The organism is Streptomyces sp. NPDC052396 (genome assembly GCF_044593195.1).
Classification (GTDB): Bacteria; Actinomycetota; Actinomycetes; order Streptomycetales; family Streptomycetaceae; genus Streptomyces.
The window spans coordinates 835,648-853,166 of record NZ_JBIUAW010000001.1 but is presented as its reverse complement, the minus strand read 5'-3'; the positions used below and the strand labels follow the sequence as shown (position 1 = coordinate 853,166).

General features: G+C 68.5%; 14 protein-coding genes and 1 tRNA gene. 9 read left to right on the top strand and 6 right to left on the bottom strand.

Annotated features, from left to right (window positions below; genetic code table 11):
• The first annotated feature begins 122 nt into the window (after positions 1-122).
• From ACIHFE_RS04145 to ACIHFE_RS04125, 5 genes are read left to right on the top strand one after another with little or no spacing between them, the layout of a single operon-like run.
• Positions 123-1,358: a branched-chain amino acid ABC transporter substrate-binding protein gene (locus ACIHFE_RS04145; protein WP_400104206.1), complete on the top strand. Its 1,236-nt coding sequence runs from the start codon at positions 123-125 to the stop codon at positions 1,356-1,358.
• Between the two features lie 6 nt (positions 1,359-1,364).
• On the top strand, positions 1,365-2,294 hold the full coding sequence (locus tag ACIHFE_RS04140) for a branched-chain amino acid ABC transporter permease (RefSeq protein WP_400104205.1): 930 nt from the start codon (positions 1,365-1,367) through the stop codon (positions 2,292-2,294).
• 5 nt (positions 2,295-2,299) lie between these two features.
• Positions 2,300-4,123, top strand: coding sequence for a branched-chain amino acid ABC transporter permease (locus ACIHFE_RS04135; RefSeq protein WP_400104204.1), 1,824 nt, complete (start codon positions 2,300-2,302; stop codon positions 4,121-4,123).
• Complete coding sequence (locus ACIHFE_RS04130) at positions 4,120-4,980, top strand: ABC transporter ATP-binding protein (protein ID WP_400104203.1); 861 nt, start codon at positions 4,120-4,122, stop codon at positions 4,978-4,980. Before ACIHFE_RS04135 ends, ACIHFE_RS04130 begins: the two co-directional genes overlap by 4 nt.
• A complete protein-coding gene (locus ACIHFE_RS04125) occupies positions 4,977-5,696 on the top strand; it encodes an ABC transporter ATP-binding protein (RefSeq protein WP_400104202.1) in 720 nt (239 codons plus the stop codon). The genes ACIHFE_RS04130 and ACIHFE_RS04125 overlap by 4 nt, the downstream gene beginning before the upstream one ends.
• A gap of 52 nt (positions 5,697-5,748) precedes the next feature.
• On the opposite strand, the gene ACIHFE_RS04120 is transcribed toward ACIHFE_RS04125, so the two are convergent.
• Positions 5,749-6,417, bottom strand: coding sequence for an ANTAR domain-containing response regulator (locus tag ACIHFE_RS04120; protein ID WP_400104201.1), 669 nt, complete (start codon positions 6,415-6,417; stop codon positions 5,749-5,751).
• Between the two features lie 101 nt (positions 6,418-6,518).
• Here ACIHFE_RS04120 and ACIHFE_RS04115 point away from each other — a divergent pair.
• Together ACIHFE_RS04115 and ACIHFE_RS04110 are read left to right on the top strand one after the other, a co-directional pair.
• Positions 6,519-6,591: transfer RNA gene (locus tag ACIHFE_RS04115), tRNA-Leu, on the top strand.
• 107 nt (positions 6,592-6,698) lie between these two features.
• Complete coding sequence (locus ACIHFE_RS04110) at positions 6,699-7,454, top strand: transcriptional regulator (protein ID WP_400104200.1); 756 nt, start codon at positions 6,699-6,701, stop codon at positions 7,452-7,454.
• Positions 7,455-7,463: 9 nt separating this feature from the next.
• Here ACIHFE_RS04110 and pyk read toward each other — a convergent pair whose 3' ends face one another.
• Both pyk and ACIHFE_RS04100 read right to left on the bottom strand, forming a co-directional pair.
• Positions 7,464-8,897 (bottom strand): pyruvate kinase, encoded by a 1,434-nt coding sequence (gene pyk / locus ACIHFE_RS04105; RefSeq protein ID WP_400104199.1) that lies wholly within the window; start codon positions 8,895-8,897, stop codon positions 7,464-7,466.
• A 143-nt stretch (positions 8,898-9,040) separates the two neighbouring features.
• Positions 9,041-9,748 carry an SIMPL domain-containing protein gene (locus ACIHFE_RS04100; RefSeq protein WP_400104198.1) on the bottom strand — a complete coding sequence of 236 codons (708 nt, stop codon included), beginning with the start codon at positions 9,746-9,748 and terminating at the stop codon, positions 9,041-9,043.
• 280 nt (positions 9,749-10,028) lie between these two features.
• Here ACIHFE_RS04100 and ACIHFE_RS04095 point away from each other — a divergent pair, with 280 nt between their 5' ends.
• The gene (locus tag ACIHFE_RS04095; RefSeq protein WP_400104197.1) at positions 10,029-11,834 is read left to right on the top strand and encodes a bifunctional metallophosphatase/5'-nucleotidase; all 1,806 of its coding nucleotides are present in this window, start codon (positions 10,029-10,031) and stop codon (positions 11,832-11,834) included.
• On the opposite strand, the gene ACIHFE_RS04090 is transcribed toward ACIHFE_RS04095, so the two are convergent.
• Positions 11,790-13,241 carry a lysine N(6)-hydroxylase/L-ornithine N(5)-oxygenase family protein gene (locus ACIHFE_RS04090; RefSeq protein ID WP_400104196.1) on the bottom strand — a complete coding sequence of 484 codons (1,452 nt, stop codon included), beginning with the start codon at positions 13,239-13,241 and terminating at the stop codon, positions 11,790-11,792. The two genes, ACIHFE_RS04095 and ACIHFE_RS04090, sit on opposite strands and share 45 nt — an antisense overlap.
• Positions 13,242-13,786: 545 nt before the next feature.
• Between ACIHFE_RS04090 and ACIHFE_RS04085 the strand changes: the two genes are divergently transcribed.
• Positions 13,787-14,341, top strand: a complete 555-nt coding sequence (locus ACIHFE_RS04085; protein WP_400104195.1) for a F0F1 ATP synthase subunit B — start codon at positions 13,787-13,789, stop codon at positions 14,339-14,341.
• 100 nt (positions 14,342-14,441) lie between these two features.
• Here ACIHFE_RS04085 and pepN read toward each other — a convergent pair whose 3' ends face one another.
• The gene (gene pepN / locus ACIHFE_RS04080; protein WP_400104194.1) at positions 14,442-16,931 is read right to left on the bottom strand and encodes an aminopeptidase N; all 2,490 of its coding nucleotides are present in this window, start codon (positions 16,929-16,931) and stop codon (positions 14,442-14,444) included.
• A 266-nt stretch (positions 16,932-17,197) separates the two neighbouring features.
• Positions 17,198-17,518 (bottom strand): chorismate mutase, encoded by a 321-nt coding sequence (locus ACIHFE_RS04075; protein WP_400104193.1) that lies wholly within the window; start codon positions 17,516-17,518, stop codon positions 17,198-17,200.
• Between the last annotated feature and the right edge of the window lies 1 nt (position 17,519).

The window sequence follows — 17,519 nt, the reverse complement described above, 5'->3', positions numbered from 1 at the left end:
CACGGCCAATCACCATCCCGCCGGGCGGTTCGCACGTCAGCACCGCCGTACTTTTCTCACCCTTGCCCGGCGAGCGACACGGCACCTGAACCATGGCCGCCGCGCCAGGGAAAGGACACATCGTGCGACACCGTCCGTCACTGCTGCTCATCACCACCTTCACCACCGGCGCCCTCGTACTGACCGCCTGCGGATCACGCGACGACAAGGGATCGGACAAGGGCGACTCCGGCTCCAGGACCACGGTGGCCATCGGCGTCGACTCCCCGTTCACCGGCTCCCTCTCCGCCCTGGGCCTGGGCATCAAAAACTCCGTCGACCTCGCCGTCCGCACCGCCAACAAGAACAACGAGGTCAAGGGCGTCACCTTCAAACTGGTCTCCACCGACGACCAGGCCGTCCCCGGCACCGGCCAGCAGAACGCCGCCAAACTCGTCGCCGACAAATCCGTGCTCGGCGTCGTCGGACCGCTCAACTCCGGCGTCTCCCAGTCCATGCAGGGCGTATTCGCCAAGGCCAACCTCGCCCAGGTCTCCCCCGCCAACACCAACCCCGCGCTCAGCCAGGGCGACAGCTGGGGCAGCGGACAGAAACAACGCCCGTTCAAGACCTACTTCCGCACCGCCACCACCGATGTCATCCAGGGCCGCTTCGCCGCGCAGTACCTCTACAACGAGGCCAAGAAGCGGAAGGTCTTCGTCGTCGACGACAAACAGACCTATGGCGCCGGCCTGGCCGCCATCTTCTCCCAGGAATTCAAACGCCTCGGCGGACAAGTGGCCGGCACCGACCATCTCACCGTCAAGGAAACCGACTTCTCCGGCATCGCCAACAAAATCAAGAACTCCGGCGCCGACTCCGTCTACTTCGGCGGCCAGTATCCCGAAGGCGGCCTGCTCTCCGGCCAGACCAAGAAAGCCGGCGCCCGCATTCCGGAAATGGGCGGCGACGGCATCTACGACCCCGCCTTCATCTCCGGCGCCGGCAAGGACGACGACGGCGACCTGGCCACCTCCGTCGGCTACCCCGTGGAACAGCTCGACTCCGCCAAGACCTTCGTCCAGAACTACAAGGACGCCGGATACAAGGACCCCTACGCGGCCTACGGCGGCTACTCCTATGACGCCGCCTGGTCCATCATCCAGGCCGTCAAGAAGATCGTCGAGGACAACAACGGCAAACTCCCCGGCGACGCCCGGCAGAAGGTCGTCGAAGCCATGAGCAAGGTCTCCTTCGACGGAGTCACCGGCCATGTCTCCTTCGACGAATACGGCGACACCACCAACAAGCAGCTGACCGTCTACCAGGTGGTCAACCACCAGTGGAAGGCCGTCAAGAGCTCCACCTTCAAGGACTGAGCCGCAGTGCACCAACTGCCTCAAACGCTGGTCAGCGGACTCGCCCTGGGCGCCCTCTACGGCCTGATCGCCATCGGCTACACCATGGTCTACGGCATCGTCCAGCTCATCAACTTCGCCCATGGCGAGATCGTCATGGTGGGCGCCTTCGGCGCCCTCACCATCCACCTCTGGCTCCCCGGCCTGCCCCTGGGCGCCGCCCTCCCCCTGATGATCCTCGGCGGCGTGCTGGTCTCCGTCGCCGTGGCCACCGCCGCCGAACGCTTCGCCTACCGGCCCCTGCGCGGCGCACCCCGCCTGGCCCCGCTGATCACCGCGATCGGCCTGTCCATCGCCCTCCAGCAAGTCGTCTGGGCCTTCTACCCCAATGCCAAGAAGAACCGCGACTTCCCCCAGTTCCACGGCCACGCCTTCCAGCTGGCCGACAACCTCCACCTCCAGCGCGACGACATCTTCGTCCTGGTCGCCGCCCCGCTGTGCATGCTGGCCCTCGGCCTGTTCACCACCAAAAGCCGCACCGGCCGCGCCATGCAGGCCACCGCCCAGGACCCCGACACCGCACGGCTGATGGGCATCAACACCGACCGCATCATCGTCCTGGCCTTCGCCATCGGCGGCGCCTTCGCGGCAGTGGCCGCCGTCGCCCAGGGCCTGCACATCGGACAGATCAGCTTCGACATGGGCTTCATCCTCGGCCTCAAGGCCTTCACCGCCGCCGTCCTCGGCGGCATCGGCAATATCTACGGCGCCATGCTCGGCGGAGTCGTCCTCGGCATCGCCGAGACCTCCTCCATCACCTACATCCAGGACATCCCGGGAATGCAGCAACTGGGCGGCGGCGGCTGGAAAGACGTCTGGGCCTTCGCCCTGCTGATCGTGGTTCTGCTGGTCAGGCCACAGGGCCTGCTCGGCGAACGTGTCGCGGATCGGGCGTGAGACCCATGACCCAACCCCACACCACCGGCCAACCCACCACCACCGAACCCGCCACCCTCGAAACCACCCCGGTCATCCCTCTCCCCCTCACCACCGCACGCGCCCTCACCACCGGCTGCGCCGCGCTCACCGCGCTCACCACCCTCGCCGCCTGGACCTGGACCACCGCCTTCCCCGGCGACCTCACCATCAACGGATACCCCGGCGGCCTCCAACTCCTCACCCTCACCGGCGCCTTGCTCACCCTGCTGCACACCCTGGCCGCCTGGGGAACCCCCGGACTGCGCTGGCTCAACCCCGCCGGCGGCCACCAGGCCACCGTCCTGCTCGCCGCCGGCACCCTCGCCACCACCTGGTACACCGTCATCGCCATCGCGGTCCAACTCGGCGGAATCGTCAACCTGGAGCCCGGCGGCTACCTGGCCGCCATCGCCTCCCTGCTCACCCTCCTCAGTGCCCTCGCCCTGCCCATCGACCGCCGCACCACCGCCTCCTACCCCGACCAGGGCCTGCTGGCCACCCCCGCCGGCCCCCTGCTGCGCGGCATCCTGCGCACGCTACGACCCGGCCGCACCCACCGCCCACTGCCACCCGCCCGCCCCCTGCCCACCTGGGCCGAAATCCTGGTCATCGCCGCCGCCTTCGGCCTCGCCCTGGGCGTGGTCACCTATGGCATCGGCACCTCCTACGGAGAGCTCTTCACCGGCTTCCTGCTGCTCACCGGCTTCTCCACCGCCGCACTGCACCGGGCCGGACTGGCCACCCGCCTCACCACCCTCACCGCCAAACACCGCACCACCACCCTCACCACCGCCTTCATCACCGCCGCCGTCTTCCCCCTCACCCAGGACACCGACGAATACACCCTGATCATCGTCAACATCCTGATCTTCGCCACCGTCGCCCTGGGCCTCAATGTGGTCGTCGGCCTCGCCGGACTCCTCGACCTCGGCTATGTCGCCTTCCTCGGCGTCGGCGCCTACACCGCCGCCCTGGTCTCCGGCTCCACCGCCTCCGTCTTCCACGTCCACTTCCCGTTCTGGGCCGCCGCCCTCACCGGAGCCGCCGCCTCCCTGGTCTTCGGCGTCATCATCGGCGCCCCCACCCTGCGACTGCGCGGCGACTATCTGGCCATCGTCACCCTGGGCTTCGGTGAGATCTTCCGCATCACCGTCAACAACCTCGACGGCAACTCCGGCCCCTCCCTCACCAACGGGCCCAATGGCGTCCCCAACATCCCCGACCTGGACCTCTTCGGCTACAACTTCGGCGACAGCCACTCCCTCGGCGGCCTCACCCTCAACGCCTACGCCAACTACTACCTGCTGATGCTGCTGTTCACCGTCATCGTCGTCCTGGTCTTCAGCCGCGCCAGCAACTCCCGCATCGGACGCGCCTGGATCGCCATCCGCGAAGACGAAACCGCGGCCACCGCCATGGGCATCAACGGCTTCCGCCTCAAACTCCTCGCCTTCGCCCTCGGCGCCTGCCTGGCCGGACTCGCCGGCACCGTACAGGCCCACGTCATCCACACCGCCGTCCCGGAAAGCTATGTCTTCGCCGGACCGGTACCCCCCAACTCCGCCTTCCTGCTGGCCGCCGTCATCCTCGGCGGCATGGGCACCATCACCGGCCCCCTCCTCGGAGCCGCCCTGCTCTACCTCATCCCCGCCAAACTCCAATTCCTCCAGGACTACCAACTCCTGGCCTTCGGCGCCGCCCTCATCATCCTGATGCGCCTGCGCCCCGAAGGAATCATCCCCAACCGCCGCCGCCAGCTGGAATTCCACGACACCACCCCCGCCCCGGCGGAAGGGGCCACCCCATGACAACCACCGCCACCCCCCTGCTCACCGCCACCGGCGTCACCATGCGCTTCGGCGGCCTCACCGCCGTACGCACCATGAACCTCACCGTCCACCCCGGCCAGATCGTCGGCCTCATCGGCCCCAACGGAGCCGGAAAAACCACCTTCTTCAACTGCCTCACCGGCCTCTATGTACCAACCGAAGGCACCGTCACCTACCAAGGCAAAACCCTGCCCCCCAAACCCCACCTGGTCACCCAGGCAGGCATCGCCCGCACCTTCCAGAACATCCGCCTCTTCGCCAATATGACCGTCCTGGAAAACGTCCTCGTCGGCCGCCACACCCGCACCCACGAAGGACTCTTCGCCGCCCTGCTGCACACCCCCGCCTACCACCGCGCCGAAACCGCCTCCACCCAACGCGCCCGAGAACTACTGGAGTTCACCGGCCTCGCCGCCAAAGCCGACCACCTCGCCCGCAACCTCCCCTACGGCGAACAACGCAAGCTGGAAATCGCCCGCGCCCTGGCCAGCGAACCCGGACTACTGCTCCTGGACGAACCCACCGCCGGAATGAACCCCCACGAGACCCGCGCCACCGAACAACTGGTCTTCGCCATCCGCGACCAGGGCATCGCCGTCCTGGTCATCGAGCACGACATGCGCTTTATCTTCAACCTCTGCGACCATGTCGCCGTCCTGGTCCAGGGCGAGAAACTCATCGAGGGCGACCCCGCCACCGTCCAGAACGACCCCCGCGTCATCGCCGCCTACCTGGGCACCCCCTTCGAAGGCGCCCCCGGCCAGGCGGAAGCCGCCGAGGTCGCGGCAGCGGAGGCAGCCGCAGGCGAGCAGCACCAGGAGGACGAGCACCGATGACCGCCCCGCTGCTCGAAGTCGACAACCTCCGCATCGCCTATGGCCAGATCGAGGCGGTCAAGGGCATCTCCTTCACCGTCCACCCCGGCCAGATCGTCACCCTCATCGGCACCAATGGCGCCGGAAAAACCACCACCCTGCGCACCCTCTCCGGCCTCCACCCCCCGCTCTCCGGCACCATCCGCTTCAACGGCACCGCACTACGCGGCATCCCCGCCCACCGCATCGTCGCCCTGGGCCTGGCCCACTCCCCCGAAGGCCGCCATATCTTCCCCCGCCTCACCATCGCCGAGAACCTCCAACTCGGCGCCTTCCTGCGCAAGGACGGCGAGGGCATCCGCCAGGACACCGAACGCGCCTATGAACTCTTCCCCATCCTCGGCGAACGCGCCCGCCAACCGGCCGGCACCCTCTCCGGCGGCGAACAGCAAATGCTCGCCATGGCACGGGCATTGATGTCCCGGCCCAAACTGCTGATGCTCGACGAACCCTCCATGGGCCTCTCACCGATCATGATGCAGAAGATCATGGCCACCATCGCCGAACTCAAGGCCGCCGGCACCACCATCCTGCTCGTCGAACAGAACGCCCAGGCCGCGCTCACCCTGGCCGACCACGGGCACGTCATGGAGACCGGACGCATCGTGCTCTCCGGCACGGGGGCCGAGCTGCTGCACGACGAGTCCGTGCGCAAGGCCTATCTGGGCGAGGACTGAGCACGCGAAAGGGCCCGGTGCACGGCGCACCGGGCCCTCCCTCAGCAGACGGCTACTGCTGCCCCTGCTCCTTCGACGCCTTCTTCTCCTGCGCGTCCTCGATGACCGCCTCCGCCACCTGCTGCATGGACAGGCGCCGGTCCATCGACGTCTTCTGGATCCAGCGGAACGCGGCCGGCTCGGTCAGCCCGTACTGCGTCTGCAGGATGCTCTTCGCCCGGTCCACCAGCTTGCGCGTCTCCAGCCGCTGGGAGAGGTCGGCGACCTCCCGCTCCAGCGCCTTCAGCTCGGTGAACCGGGAGACGGCCATCTCGATGGCCGGCACCACATCGCTCTTGCTGAACGGCTTGACCAGATACGCCATGGCCCCAGCGTCACGGGCCCGTTCGACCAGCTCGCGCTGCGAGAAGGCGGTGAGCATCAGGACTGGGGCGATGGAGTCGGCCGCGATCCGCTCGGCGGCGGAGATGCCGTCCAAGACGGGCATCTTCACATCCATGATCACCAGATCCGGCCGGTGCTCACGGGCCAGCGCCACCGCCGTCTCACCGTCGCCCGCCTCCCCGACCACGGAGTAGCCCTCCTCCTCGAGCATCTCCTTGAGGTCAAGGCGGATCAGCGCCTCATCCTCGGCGATCACGACACGGGTGGTGTACGGAGGGGTGTGCGGCTGCGCCTCGTCGTCGACGGGCTGCTGCGGCTCGGGCTCGGCGGCGGTCACGGTGCTCCTTGGTTGGGGCGAGGGTGCTGCTGCACGAGCCTACCTAGGTCATGTAGCTTTGATTCACGGCCTTACTGCGCTAGCCTTGGTTTCGTAGGCCAGCCCTGGTAGTCCAATGGCAGAGACGATACTCTCAAACAGTATTCAGTGTGGGTTCGAATCCCACCCAGGGCACTTACCTTCAATTCGAAGGAACCTAGAAAGCTGGCGATCTTCACTCATCGCGGTGAACATGCCTTCGGTTTCGCCCGCTGTGAGAGTCGTCCGCCAAAACTTGGCTCGTGTACGACCTCGCCACCCGCAAGCACACCCTCGCGCTCGTCACCCAAGGCAGAAGCCTGAACTCGGTCAGCAAACAGACCGGCATATCCCGAGCCGCGATCCGCGCATGGACCACCCGCGTCGAGCCACTGCCCCGCACATCGCCATGTTCGCTCTGCGATGACGCCCAGCCACCTCAAGACCAGGCCGCCTACGCCTACTTGCTCGGCCTGTACCTCGGGGACGGCTGTCTCAGCAGACAGCCGAGCGGCACCTACGCGCTGCGGGTCGCTTGCGCGGACGCCTGGCCCGGCCTCATCACGGCATGCCGCACCGCCATGCGGCGGGTCCGCCCCGAAAACCAGGTCTGCCTGGTCCAGAACCAGGGATGCGTCATGGTGACCAGCTACAGCCGCCACTGGCCGTGCCTGTTCCCCCAGCACGCCCCGGGCAAGAAGCACGACCGGCGTATCGCCCTCGCCCCCTGGCAGCAGCGAATCGTGGACGCTCACCCCTGGGACTTCCTCCGCGGGCTGATCCACTCCGACGGCTGTCGCATGACCAACTGGACGACCAGGACCATCGGCGGTCAACGCAAGCGCTATGAGTACCCGCGCTACTTCTTCACCAACAAGTCCGACGACATCCGCAAGCTCTGTACCGACACCCTCGACGAGGTGGGCGTCGAGTGGAAGCGGACCAATGCCGTCAACATCTCAGTCGCCCGCAAGCAATCCGTAGCCCTCATGGACACCCACATCGGCCCAAAGCACTGAGCAGAACCCCTACTTCGGCGAGTCATCCTCCCCAATATGGTGCACCCGCACCAGATTCGTGGACCCCGGCGTCCCGGGAGGCGACCCCGCCGTGATGATGACCATGTCGCCCTTCCGGCACCGCCCGATCCGCAGCAGATACTCATCCACCTGCTCGACCATCTCATCGGTCGTCTGCACCATCGGCCCCAGGAACGTCTCAACTCCCCAGGTCAGATTGAGCTGTGACCGGGTCGCCGATTCCGGTGTGAAGGCCAGCAGCGGGATCGGCGAGCGATAGCGCGACAACCTCCGTACCGTATCGCCGGATTGGGTGAAGGCGACCAGGAACTTGGCGCCCAGGAAGTCACCCATCTCGGCGGCGGCCCGGGCCACCGCGCCGCCCTGGGTGCGGGGCTTGCTGCGTTCGGTCAGCGGGGGGAGGCCCTTGGCCAGGACGTCCTCCTCCGCGGCCCGCACAATGCGGCTCATGGTCTTGACGGTCTCGATGGGGTACTTGCCCACGCTGGTCTCGCCGGAGAGCATCACCGCGTCCGTGCCGTCGATCACCGCGTTGGCCACGTCGGACACCTCGGCCCGGGTGGGGCGGGACGCGTCGATCATGGAGTCCAGCATCTGGGTGGCGACAATGACCGGCTTGGCGTTCCGCCTCGCCAGCTTGATCGCCCTCTTCTGCACGATCGGGACCGTTTCCAGCGGCATTTCGACGCCCAGGTCACCCCGGGCGACCATGATGCCGTCAAAGGCGGCCACGATGGCGTCCAGGTTCTCCACCGCCTGCGGCTTCTCGATCTTGGCGATCACCGGCAGCCGGCGGCCCTCCTGGTCCATCACCCGGTGGACGTCCTCGATGTCGTGGCCGGTGCGGACGAAGGACAGGGCCACGATGTCGGCGCCGATCCGGATCGCCCAGCGCAGGTCGTCCATGTCCTTCGCGGAGAGGGCGGGGACGGAGACGGCGACCCCGGGCAGGTTGAGGCCCTTGTGGTCGGAGACCATGCCGCCCTCGATGACCATGGTCCGTACCCGGGGGCCTTCGACGGCGGTGACTTCCAGGGTCACCCGGCCGTCGTCGACCAGGATGCGTTCGCCCTGGGTCACATCGGCGGCCAGGCCGCCATAGGTGGTGCCGCAGTGCTGCCGGTCGCCCAGTACGTCCTCGACGGTGATGGTGAAGGCGTCGCCGCGTTCAAGGAGTACTGGGCCTTCATGGAAGCGGCCCAGGCGAATCTTCGGGCCTTGAAGGTCGATGAGGATGCCCACGTTCCGGCCGGTCTCCTCGGCGGCCTTCCGCACTCGCTGGTAGCGCGCCTCGTGGTCGGCGTAGGTGCCGTGGCTGAGGTTGAATCGGGCGACGTCCATGCCGGCTTCGACGAGTGCCTTGATCTGCTCGTACGAGTCGGTGGCGGGCCCCAGCGTGCAGACGATTTTTGCTCGGCGCATGGCACGACCTTAGGGCCTACTCATGGGTAGAGGATTGGAGGCCCGCGACTGCCCAACGTCCTTTGCGTTAAGCCTTGTTGACAACTAGTGAAACGTGCACAGGGACGCTCCGATGAGCGGCCGGAGCGCCCCCGTACAGGTGTTCACAGCATGGGTCGGGTGATGCTCAGCCGCGCATTGACGTGGGCGTGGACCGTCTGGCGCTGGGGTTCCAGGTCCAGGGCGGGGGCGGTGGCCGCTCCGCCGTATCCGGCGGCGCGCATCATGCCGCCGCCCGGGGCCGGCATCGCGCCCCCGTAGCCGCTTTCGGCGTCGGAGTCGGCGAGTTCCAGCAGGGCGACCAGTTGGGCGCCGAGCGCCCCGGCGTACTCGCGGGCGCGCTGGACGGCGTCCTGGACGGCCTGGCGCCGGGCGTCGCGGTGGGCGGCGGAGTCGGGGCGCAGCCCCCACCAGGGGCCGTCGACCCGGGTGAGTTCCAGGTCGGCGAGGCGGGTGGTGAGTTCGCCGAGGACGGTGAAGTCGGCGACGGTGGCGGTGAGATGGACATGTCCGCGGTAGGAGCGGATGCGTTCGTGGCGGCCTTTCTCATTGAGTTGGGGGGTGATGGTGAAGGCGCCGGTTTCCAGCTTCTCGACCGCTTCGCCATGGGACTTGATGAGGTCGAGGACCTGGTTGTTGCGGCGGGTGAGGTCGTCGAGGGCTTTGCGGCGGTCGGTGCCGCGGGCGCTTATGGTGACGCCGAGGCGGGCGATTTCCGGGTCGACTTCCAGGCGGGCCTCGCCGCGTACCGCGATATGCGGGGAGTCGGGGGTGCCGTAGGACAGGGGCTGCCCGGGTTGGGTTGTGGTCATGGAGCAAGCGTCTCAGTCGTGGTGGTGGTCCGGTGCACATGGCCTGAGCGGCCTTGCCGAAGTCCAGTGCGGTTCCGCGCCCCGCTGGGGGCGCGGGGAACTGCGCGGCCAGCCAGGGCCTGCCCGCAGCCGAAGTACCGCAATTCAAGCGGAGCGCTTAGTCACCGGATCGCAACCTTGTGAGGGTGTTGTTCCGGTGGTCGGTGGGGCCAGAATCTACGCGCGTCAGGCCGGAGTCATGGTGACTCCGGCCGAGTTGTTATGGGGATGGGAAAGACAAATGCCGCTCAACCGTAGGAAATTTCTGGGGCGTACGGCCGCGACGGGTGCCGGGGTCGCCCTGTCCGGCGCGGTGGGTGCCGCTCCGGCCGTGGCGGCGGACGACGGGGGGCGGGGCCGTCGCAAGCGCCGTTACGCCCTGACCGTGATGGGCACCACGGACCTGCATGGCAACGTCTTCAACTGGGACTACTTCACCGATGCCGCCTTCAAGGACAAGGACCACAACGATGTGGGCCTGGCGAAGATATCGACGCTGGTGAACCGGGTGCGCAAGGAGAAGGGCCGGCACAACACCCTGCTCATTGACGCGGGTGACACGATTCAGGGCACACAACTGGCGTACTACTACGCCCGGGTGGAGCCGATCACCGGGGCGCATGGCCCGGTGCATCCGATGGCCAAGGCGATGAACGCCATGGGCTATGTCGCGGCGGCGGTGGGCAACCATGAGTTCAATTACGGCATTCCGGTGCTGCGGAAGTTCGAGAAGCAGTGTGAGTTCCCGCTGCTGGCGGCCAACGCACTGGATGCCAGGACGCTGCGTCCGGCGTTCCCGCCCTATGTGATCAAGCGGGTGCATACTCCGCACGGCCGTGATGTACGGGTGGCGATCCTGGGTCTGACCAATCCGGGCATCGCGATCTGGGACAAGGCGAATGTGCATGGGAAGATGGTTTTCCCGGGTCTGGAGGAGCAGGCCGCGAAGTGGGTGCCCAAGCTGCGTTCGATGGGCGTGGATGTGGTGATCGTGGCGGCGCATTCGGGGGCCAGTGGCACGTCTTCGTACGGTGACGCGCTGCCGTATGTGGAGAACGCGGCGGCCCTGGTGGCGGAGAAGGTGCCGGGCATCGACGCGATTCTGGTGGGCCATGCCCATGTGGAGATTCCCGAGTACCGGGTGACCAACAAGAAGTCGGGCAAGCAGGTGGTGCTGTCCGAGCCGCTCAAGTTCGGCCAGCGGCTTACCGTGTTCGACTTCGAGCTGGTGTGGGGCCGGGGTGCCTGGCAGGTGGAGTCGGTGTCGGCGAAGGTGCTGAACTCCAACACGGTGCCGGAGGACGAGCGGATCGTCCGTCTGGTGCGTGACCAGCACCGGAAGGTGGTGGCCTATGTCAATGAGCGGATCGGTACCTCCACGGCGGCGATGAGCGCGGCCGAGGCGCCGTACAAGGACACCCCGATCATCGATTTCATCAACCGGGTGCAGACCGAGACGGTGAAGGCCGCGCTGGCCGGTACGCCGTATGCCTCGCTGCCGGTGCTCTCCCAGGCTTCGTGTTTCTCGCGTACCGCGGCGATTCCGGCGGGGAAGGTGTCGGTGCGCCAGGTGGCGGGCCTGTATCCGTTCGAGAACACCCTGGCGGCCCGGGTGTTGACCGGTAAGCAGCTGCGGGACTATCTGGAGTTCTCGGCGCACTACTACGTCCGTACGCCGGCCGGGGCGCCGGTGGATCCGGCGAAGCTGACGAATGCCGAGGGGATTCCGGACTTCAACTATGACGCGGTGAGCGGCCTCTCGTATGAGATCGACATCGCGAAGGCGCCTGGTTCGCGGATCGCGAAGCTGTCGTTCGACGGGAAGCCGCTGGATGACTCCGCTCGTTTTGTGCTGGCGGTGAACAACTACCGGGCCAGTGGCGGGGGTGGTTTCCCGCATGTGGCCCGGGCGCAGGAGGTGTGGGCGAATTCGGAGGAGATCCGGAACACCATCATTTCCTGGGTGAAGGCCAAGGGGACGATTGATGTGTCCCGGTTCTCTTCAGTGGACTGGAAGTTGACGCGGGATGGTGTGCCGGTGTTCTGAGCCGCCGGTGGTTGAGGTGTGGGGCCGTGGCATGGGCCGCGGCTCCAGGCCGAAGGTGGTGAAGGCGGTGCGCTGCGGCAGCTTGTAGTGGCTGTTGCCGGTGATGCTGTTGAGGATGGTGGCGCTGCGCCAGGCGGTGAGTCCGAGGTCGGGGCTGCCCACGCCATGGGTGTGTGTCTGGGCGTTCTGGATGTGGATGGCGCCCTTGACCAAGGGGTCGAGCACCAGCCGCTGTTCGGCGTCGATGCGCGGCCGGCCGCTGGAGTCGCGGCGGATATAGGGGTCGAGGGCGGCGAGCAGGGTGTCGACGCGGCGTTCGCGGTAGCCGGTGGCGAGGATCACGGCGTCGGTGGTGAGGCGGGAGCGGGTGCCCTGCTCGGCGTGTTCCAGGTGGAGTTCCACCCGGGTGGTGCCGACGCGTCCCGCGGTGCGGACGAAGACGCCCGGGGTGAGGGTGGTGTCCGGCCAGTCGCCATGCAGGGAGCGGCGGTAGAGCTCGTCATGGATGGCGGTGATGGTGGCGGGGTCCATGCCCTTGTGGAGCTGCCACTGCTGGGGCAGGAGTTGGTCGCGTACGCCCTCGGGGAGGGCGTGGAAGTAGTGGGTGTAGTCCGGGGTGAAGTGTTCGAGGCCGAGCCGGCTGCGTTCCATGGGGGCGAAGGCGGGGGTGCGGGCCACCCAGTGCAGCCGTTCCCGGCCGGCCGGGCGGTGGCGCAGCAGGTCGAGGAAGATCTCGGCGCCGGACTGTCCGGAGCCGACGACGGTGATGTGTTCGGCGGCAAGCAGCCGGTCGCGGTGGGCCAGGTAGTCGGCGGAGTGGATGACGGGTACGCCGGGTGCGTCGGCCAGCGGGCGCAGCGGGTCGGGGATGTGGGGGGTGGTGCCGACGCCGAGCACGATGTTGCGGGCGTAGGCGCGGCCGAGGGCTTCGGCTTCGCCGTCCGGGTCGAGCTGGGTGTAGTCGATCTCGAACAGGACGCGCTCGGGGTTCCAGCGGATGGCGTCGATGTGGTGGCCGAAGTGGAGGGCCGGGAGGTTCTGGCTGACCCAGCGGCAGTAGGCGTCGTATTCGGCGCGCTGAATGTGGAAGCGCTCGGCGAAGTAGAAGGGGTAGAGGCGTTCGCGGCTCTTGAGGTAGTTGAGGAAGGTCCAGGGGCTGGCCGGGTCGGCCAGGGTGACCAGGTCGGCGAGGAAGGGGACCTGGAGGGCGGTGCCTTCGATGAGGATGCCGGGGTGCCAGTGGAAGGTGTGGTTCTCGTCGTAGAAGGCGGAGTGGAGTTCGCCGATGGGCTGGGAGAGGGCGGCGAGGGAGAGGTTGCTGGGGCCGATTCCGATTCCGGCGAGGTCCAGGGGGCGTTCCTGGGCGTTGGGGTGGTTGGGATTGCCGGGGGCGGAGGGGGTGGTCATGCGGCGGTGTGACCTTCCACGAGGCGCTGATCGAGTGCGGGACGCGGCGCAAGCTACCCGGTGTACGCGATCGGTGACCGGGGGTGCGGGGTGGTTCGCCCGATGGAGGGATGTGCGGGTTATGCGGTTCCGGTTGGCGGTTGGGGGCGGGCCCTTGCGTGCGGGCACGGCGCGGGGGCCGCGCGGGAGGTAAGGGCGCCGGGCGCGGGGGTGGTGGGGGTGCGCTGCGCGAGGGCCGTAAAGGGTGCCGGGCGCGCTTGGGGTTTGGCGCGCCCTGTAGGGGGCGCGGGGCGTCTATGCGATGCGGCTCCGCCGCGTGGGCGTGACCGGCCAGGGGCCGCCCGCGCCTGGGAACGCGGCGGAGGCACCCTCGTCCCGGCAATGGCGCGCCCTGGTGATGACGCGGTCCGAGGCTCGTCGGACACGGCTTGGCGCGCTGCCCGGTGCGGGGCCGGAGGCGGCCGGCGGGTCGCGCCCGGAACCGGGTGCTGGGCCGGCATGCCCGGATGCGGGCCCCGGCGGGGTGCCACGGTACCCTGCACACCATGGCCATGATGAACCTTGCTCTCGACATCGGACCGCTCAAGCCGGACCTCGCTCCGCTGGTGCTGGGCCTCGTGCTGTTCTTCCTCGTCTTCGCCGTGATGGCGAAGGGCATCCTGCCCAAGATCAACAAGGTGCTCGACGAGCGTGAGCAGGCCACCGAGGGCCGGTTCGAGGAGGCGGAGGAGACTCGGGCGGAGGCCGCCCGGGTGCACACCGAGTACCAGGAGCTGCTGTCCGAGGCCCGTCATGAGGCGGCCCGGCTGCGCCAGGAGTCGGTGGAGCAGGGCAACGCGATCATCGCGGAGCTGCGTGCCGAGGGTCAGCGGCAGCGTGAGGAGATCATCTCCGCCGGCCATGCGGTGATCGACGCCGAGCGGGCCGTCGCCGAGGCGGAGCTGCGGGAGCAGGTCGGCCGGCTGGCCACCGACCTCGCCGGTCGTATCGTCGGTGAGTCGGTCGAGGAGTATGTGCAGCGCAGCGGGATCGTGGACCGCTTCATGGCCGAGCTGAAGGCCTCCGAGCCGCAGGACACGGTGCAGGACAAGCGCGGCTAACAGCGCGGCTGTTCCGGCCCGGTTTGACGAAGGGCGCCCGGCCCCCCGAGGGGTTGGGCGCCCTTTGTCATACCCGGGGCCTGCCCGGGACCAGGCGGGGCTAGCCCTGGGCGCCCTGTACCCGCAGGGCGCGCCGCAGGTCGTCCAGCCGCTCGGTGAGCTGGCGGCGCAGCGCCGGGGTGGGGTCGCTGTCGCGGAGGCAGTCCTCGGTCAGCCGTAGGGTGGCGTCCTCGACGAGCACCCGGGGGAAGCCTTCCTTGCCCGCGCCGGTGGCGAGGGCGGGGCCGCGGCGGGCGGCGAGGGCGACGGCGTCGGGGAAGTAGCGCTGGGCGAACGGCCGTACCAGGTCGAGCTGTTCGGCCTGCCAGAAGCCCTGGGCGGTGGCGGTGAAGAGGTAGTTGGAGAGTTGGTCGCCGCCGTACATGGCCTGCCAGGCCGCTTCCTTGGCCGCCGGGTCGGGCAGTGCGGCGCGGCAGCGGGCGGCGCCCTCGCGGCCGGTGGCGCTGGGGTCCCGCTGGAGTTCGGCGTCGATGTCGGCGGTGCCGATGGCGCCGAGGACGGCCAGCCGGGTCAGGGTGCGCCAGCGCAGTTCGGGGTCGAGGGCGGGTCCGCCGGGGATGGTGCCGGTGCGCAGCCAGTCGTGCAGGGTGCCGGGTTCGGTGGTGCTGTCGATCAGGGTGCGTACGGCGGTCAGGCGCAGGCCGGCGTCGGGGGCGGTGTGGTCCAGGAGTGCGCGGCTGATGGCGGTCAGCGCGGCCAGGGCCGCGGGCCGGCCGGCGGCGGGTACGTACTGGTCGGCGAGGTGGCCGCGGGCGAAGGTGAGGACGCCGCCGACGATGGCGTTGTCGGTTTCCCGGGGCAGATGGGCGCGGGCGGCGTCCAGGTAGGCGGCGGGGGCGAGTTGGCCGTCGCGCACCATGTCGCGGGCGGCGTTCCAGGCGACGGCCCGGTTGAGGGGGTCGGGGAGGGCGGACAGGGCCTTCAGTGCGGTGTGCCAGGAGTGGTCGTCCAGGCGGACCTTGGCGTAGGTGAGGTCCTGGTCGTTGAGCAGCAGCAGGTCGGGGCGGGTGCCGGTGAGGTGGAGGGTGTGGGTGCCGCCGTCGGCGGTGAGCTGGGTGGTGAGGGGTTGGCGGGCGGTGAGCCGGCCGTCCTGGTGGTGGTCGTAGAGGGCGATGCCGAGCTGGTGGGGGCGGTTGCCGTGGTGGTGGATGTCCAGCCGCCAGCCGCCGTTCTCCTCGCTCACCTCGGGGGTGAGGGTGTCGACGCCGCTGGTGCGCAGCCAGTGCCGGGCCCAGGCGTGGACGTCCCGGTCGCTGGCGCGGTCCAGAGAGTCGATGAAGTCGGCGAGGGTGGCGTTGCCGAAGCGGTGCCGGGCGAAGTGGTCGTTGATGCCGGCCAGGAAGTCCTTCTCGCCCAGCCAGGCGACGAGTTGGCGCAGGGCGCTGGCGCCCTTGGCGTAGGAGATGCCGTCGAAGTTGAGCAGGGCGGTGGCGGTGTCGTGGACGGCCTCGGCGTCGGGGGCGACCGGGTGGGTGGTGGGGCGCTGGTCGGCGTCATAGCCCCAGGATTTGCGGCTGGTGCCGAACTCGGTCCAGATTTCGGTGAATTCGCTGACCTCGTTGAGTACGTAGTAGGCCATGTACTCGGCGAAGGACTCGTTCAGCCAGATGTCGTCCCACCACTTGAGGGTGACCAGGTCGCCGAACCACATATGGGCCATTTCATGGGCGATGACGATGCCGCGGGTCTGGCGTTCGGTGGCGGTGACGGCGGAGCGGTAGAGGAACTCGTCGCGGAAGGTGACCAGTCCGGGGTTCTCCATGGCCCCGGCGTTGAACTCGGGGACGAATGCCTGGTCGTAGGAGTCAAAGGGGTAGGGCTCGTCGAAGATCTGGTGGTAGCGGTCGAAGCAGGCGCGGGTGATGCCGAGCATTTCCTCCGCGTCGCTGTCCAGGTGGGGGGCGAGCGAGCGGCGGCAGTGCAGCCCGAAGGGCAGTCCGGCGTGTTCGGTGTGCACCGAGTGCCAGGGTCCGGCGGCGAAGGCGACGAAGTAGGTGCTCAGCGGCGGGGTGGTGGCGAGTGTCCAGCGGTTGCCCTCGCGGGTGGCGGTGCCGTTGCCGAGGACGGTCCAGTCGTCGGGCGCGGTGACCGAGGCGTTGAAGACGGCCTTGAGGTCGGGCTGGTCGAAGGCGGGGAAGACACGCTGGACGTCGTCCAGGAAGAGCTGGGTGTAGACATAGGTTTCGCCGTCGGCGGGGTCGGTGAACCGGTGCATGCCCTCGCCGGTGCGGGAGTAGCGCATCTCGGTTTCGAGGTGCAGCCGGTGGCGGCCGGGGGTGAGTCCGGGGAGCGGCAGCCGGTTGTCCGCCAGGGTGGCCGGGTCGAGGGCCTGCCCGTCCAGCTCGGCCCGGTACAGGGCGGCGGGCTTCAGCTCGACAAAGGTGTCGCCCGCGGTGCGGGCGGTGAAGTCGATGGTGGTGGTGGAGCGGAAGGTTTCCTCGCCACCGGTGAGGTCGAGGTGGATGTCATAGCCGTGGACGTCCAGGAGTTGGGCGCGGCCGACGGCTTCGCTGCGTGTGAGTGCGGGCATGCCCCTCATCCTGCCGGGGTGTTGCCGCTGGGCCTAGGGGTTTGTGGGCGGCCCGCTCCTGCCTTGCCAGGTGGTCCGGGCCTGGCCGTGAGCCTGGTGGGTGGTGGGCGTCTGGTTTGCCCAGTGGCCGCCGCGGGGTTGCCGGGTCCGCCGGTCAGGCCGTGCGCGGTGCCGCCGAAAGGGCAGGCTCCGGCCCGCGAGGCATACGGAACCCTGGAGCCCGACTCCCTTATGGACGGCCGGCCTTGGGCGAATCGCAGTGGCCGCTACGACCGTGCGATCGTCTCATGGTGCCGGATGACCTCCGCGATGATGAAGTTCAGGAGCTTCTCCGCGAATGCCGGGTCCAGCTTGGCGTTCTCCGCCAGGGCTCGCAGGCGGGCGATCTGCCGGGCCTCCCGGGCCGGGTCGGCCGGGGGCATTTTGTGGGCGGCCTTGAGGTGGCCGACCTGCTGGGTGCATTTGAAGCGTTCGGCGAGCATATGGATGACGGCCGCGTCGATGTTGTCGATGCTCTCGCGCAGCCGGGTCAGCTCGGCCTGCACCGCGGCGGAGTCATCGCCGGTGGGGCTGGTGGGGGTGTCCATG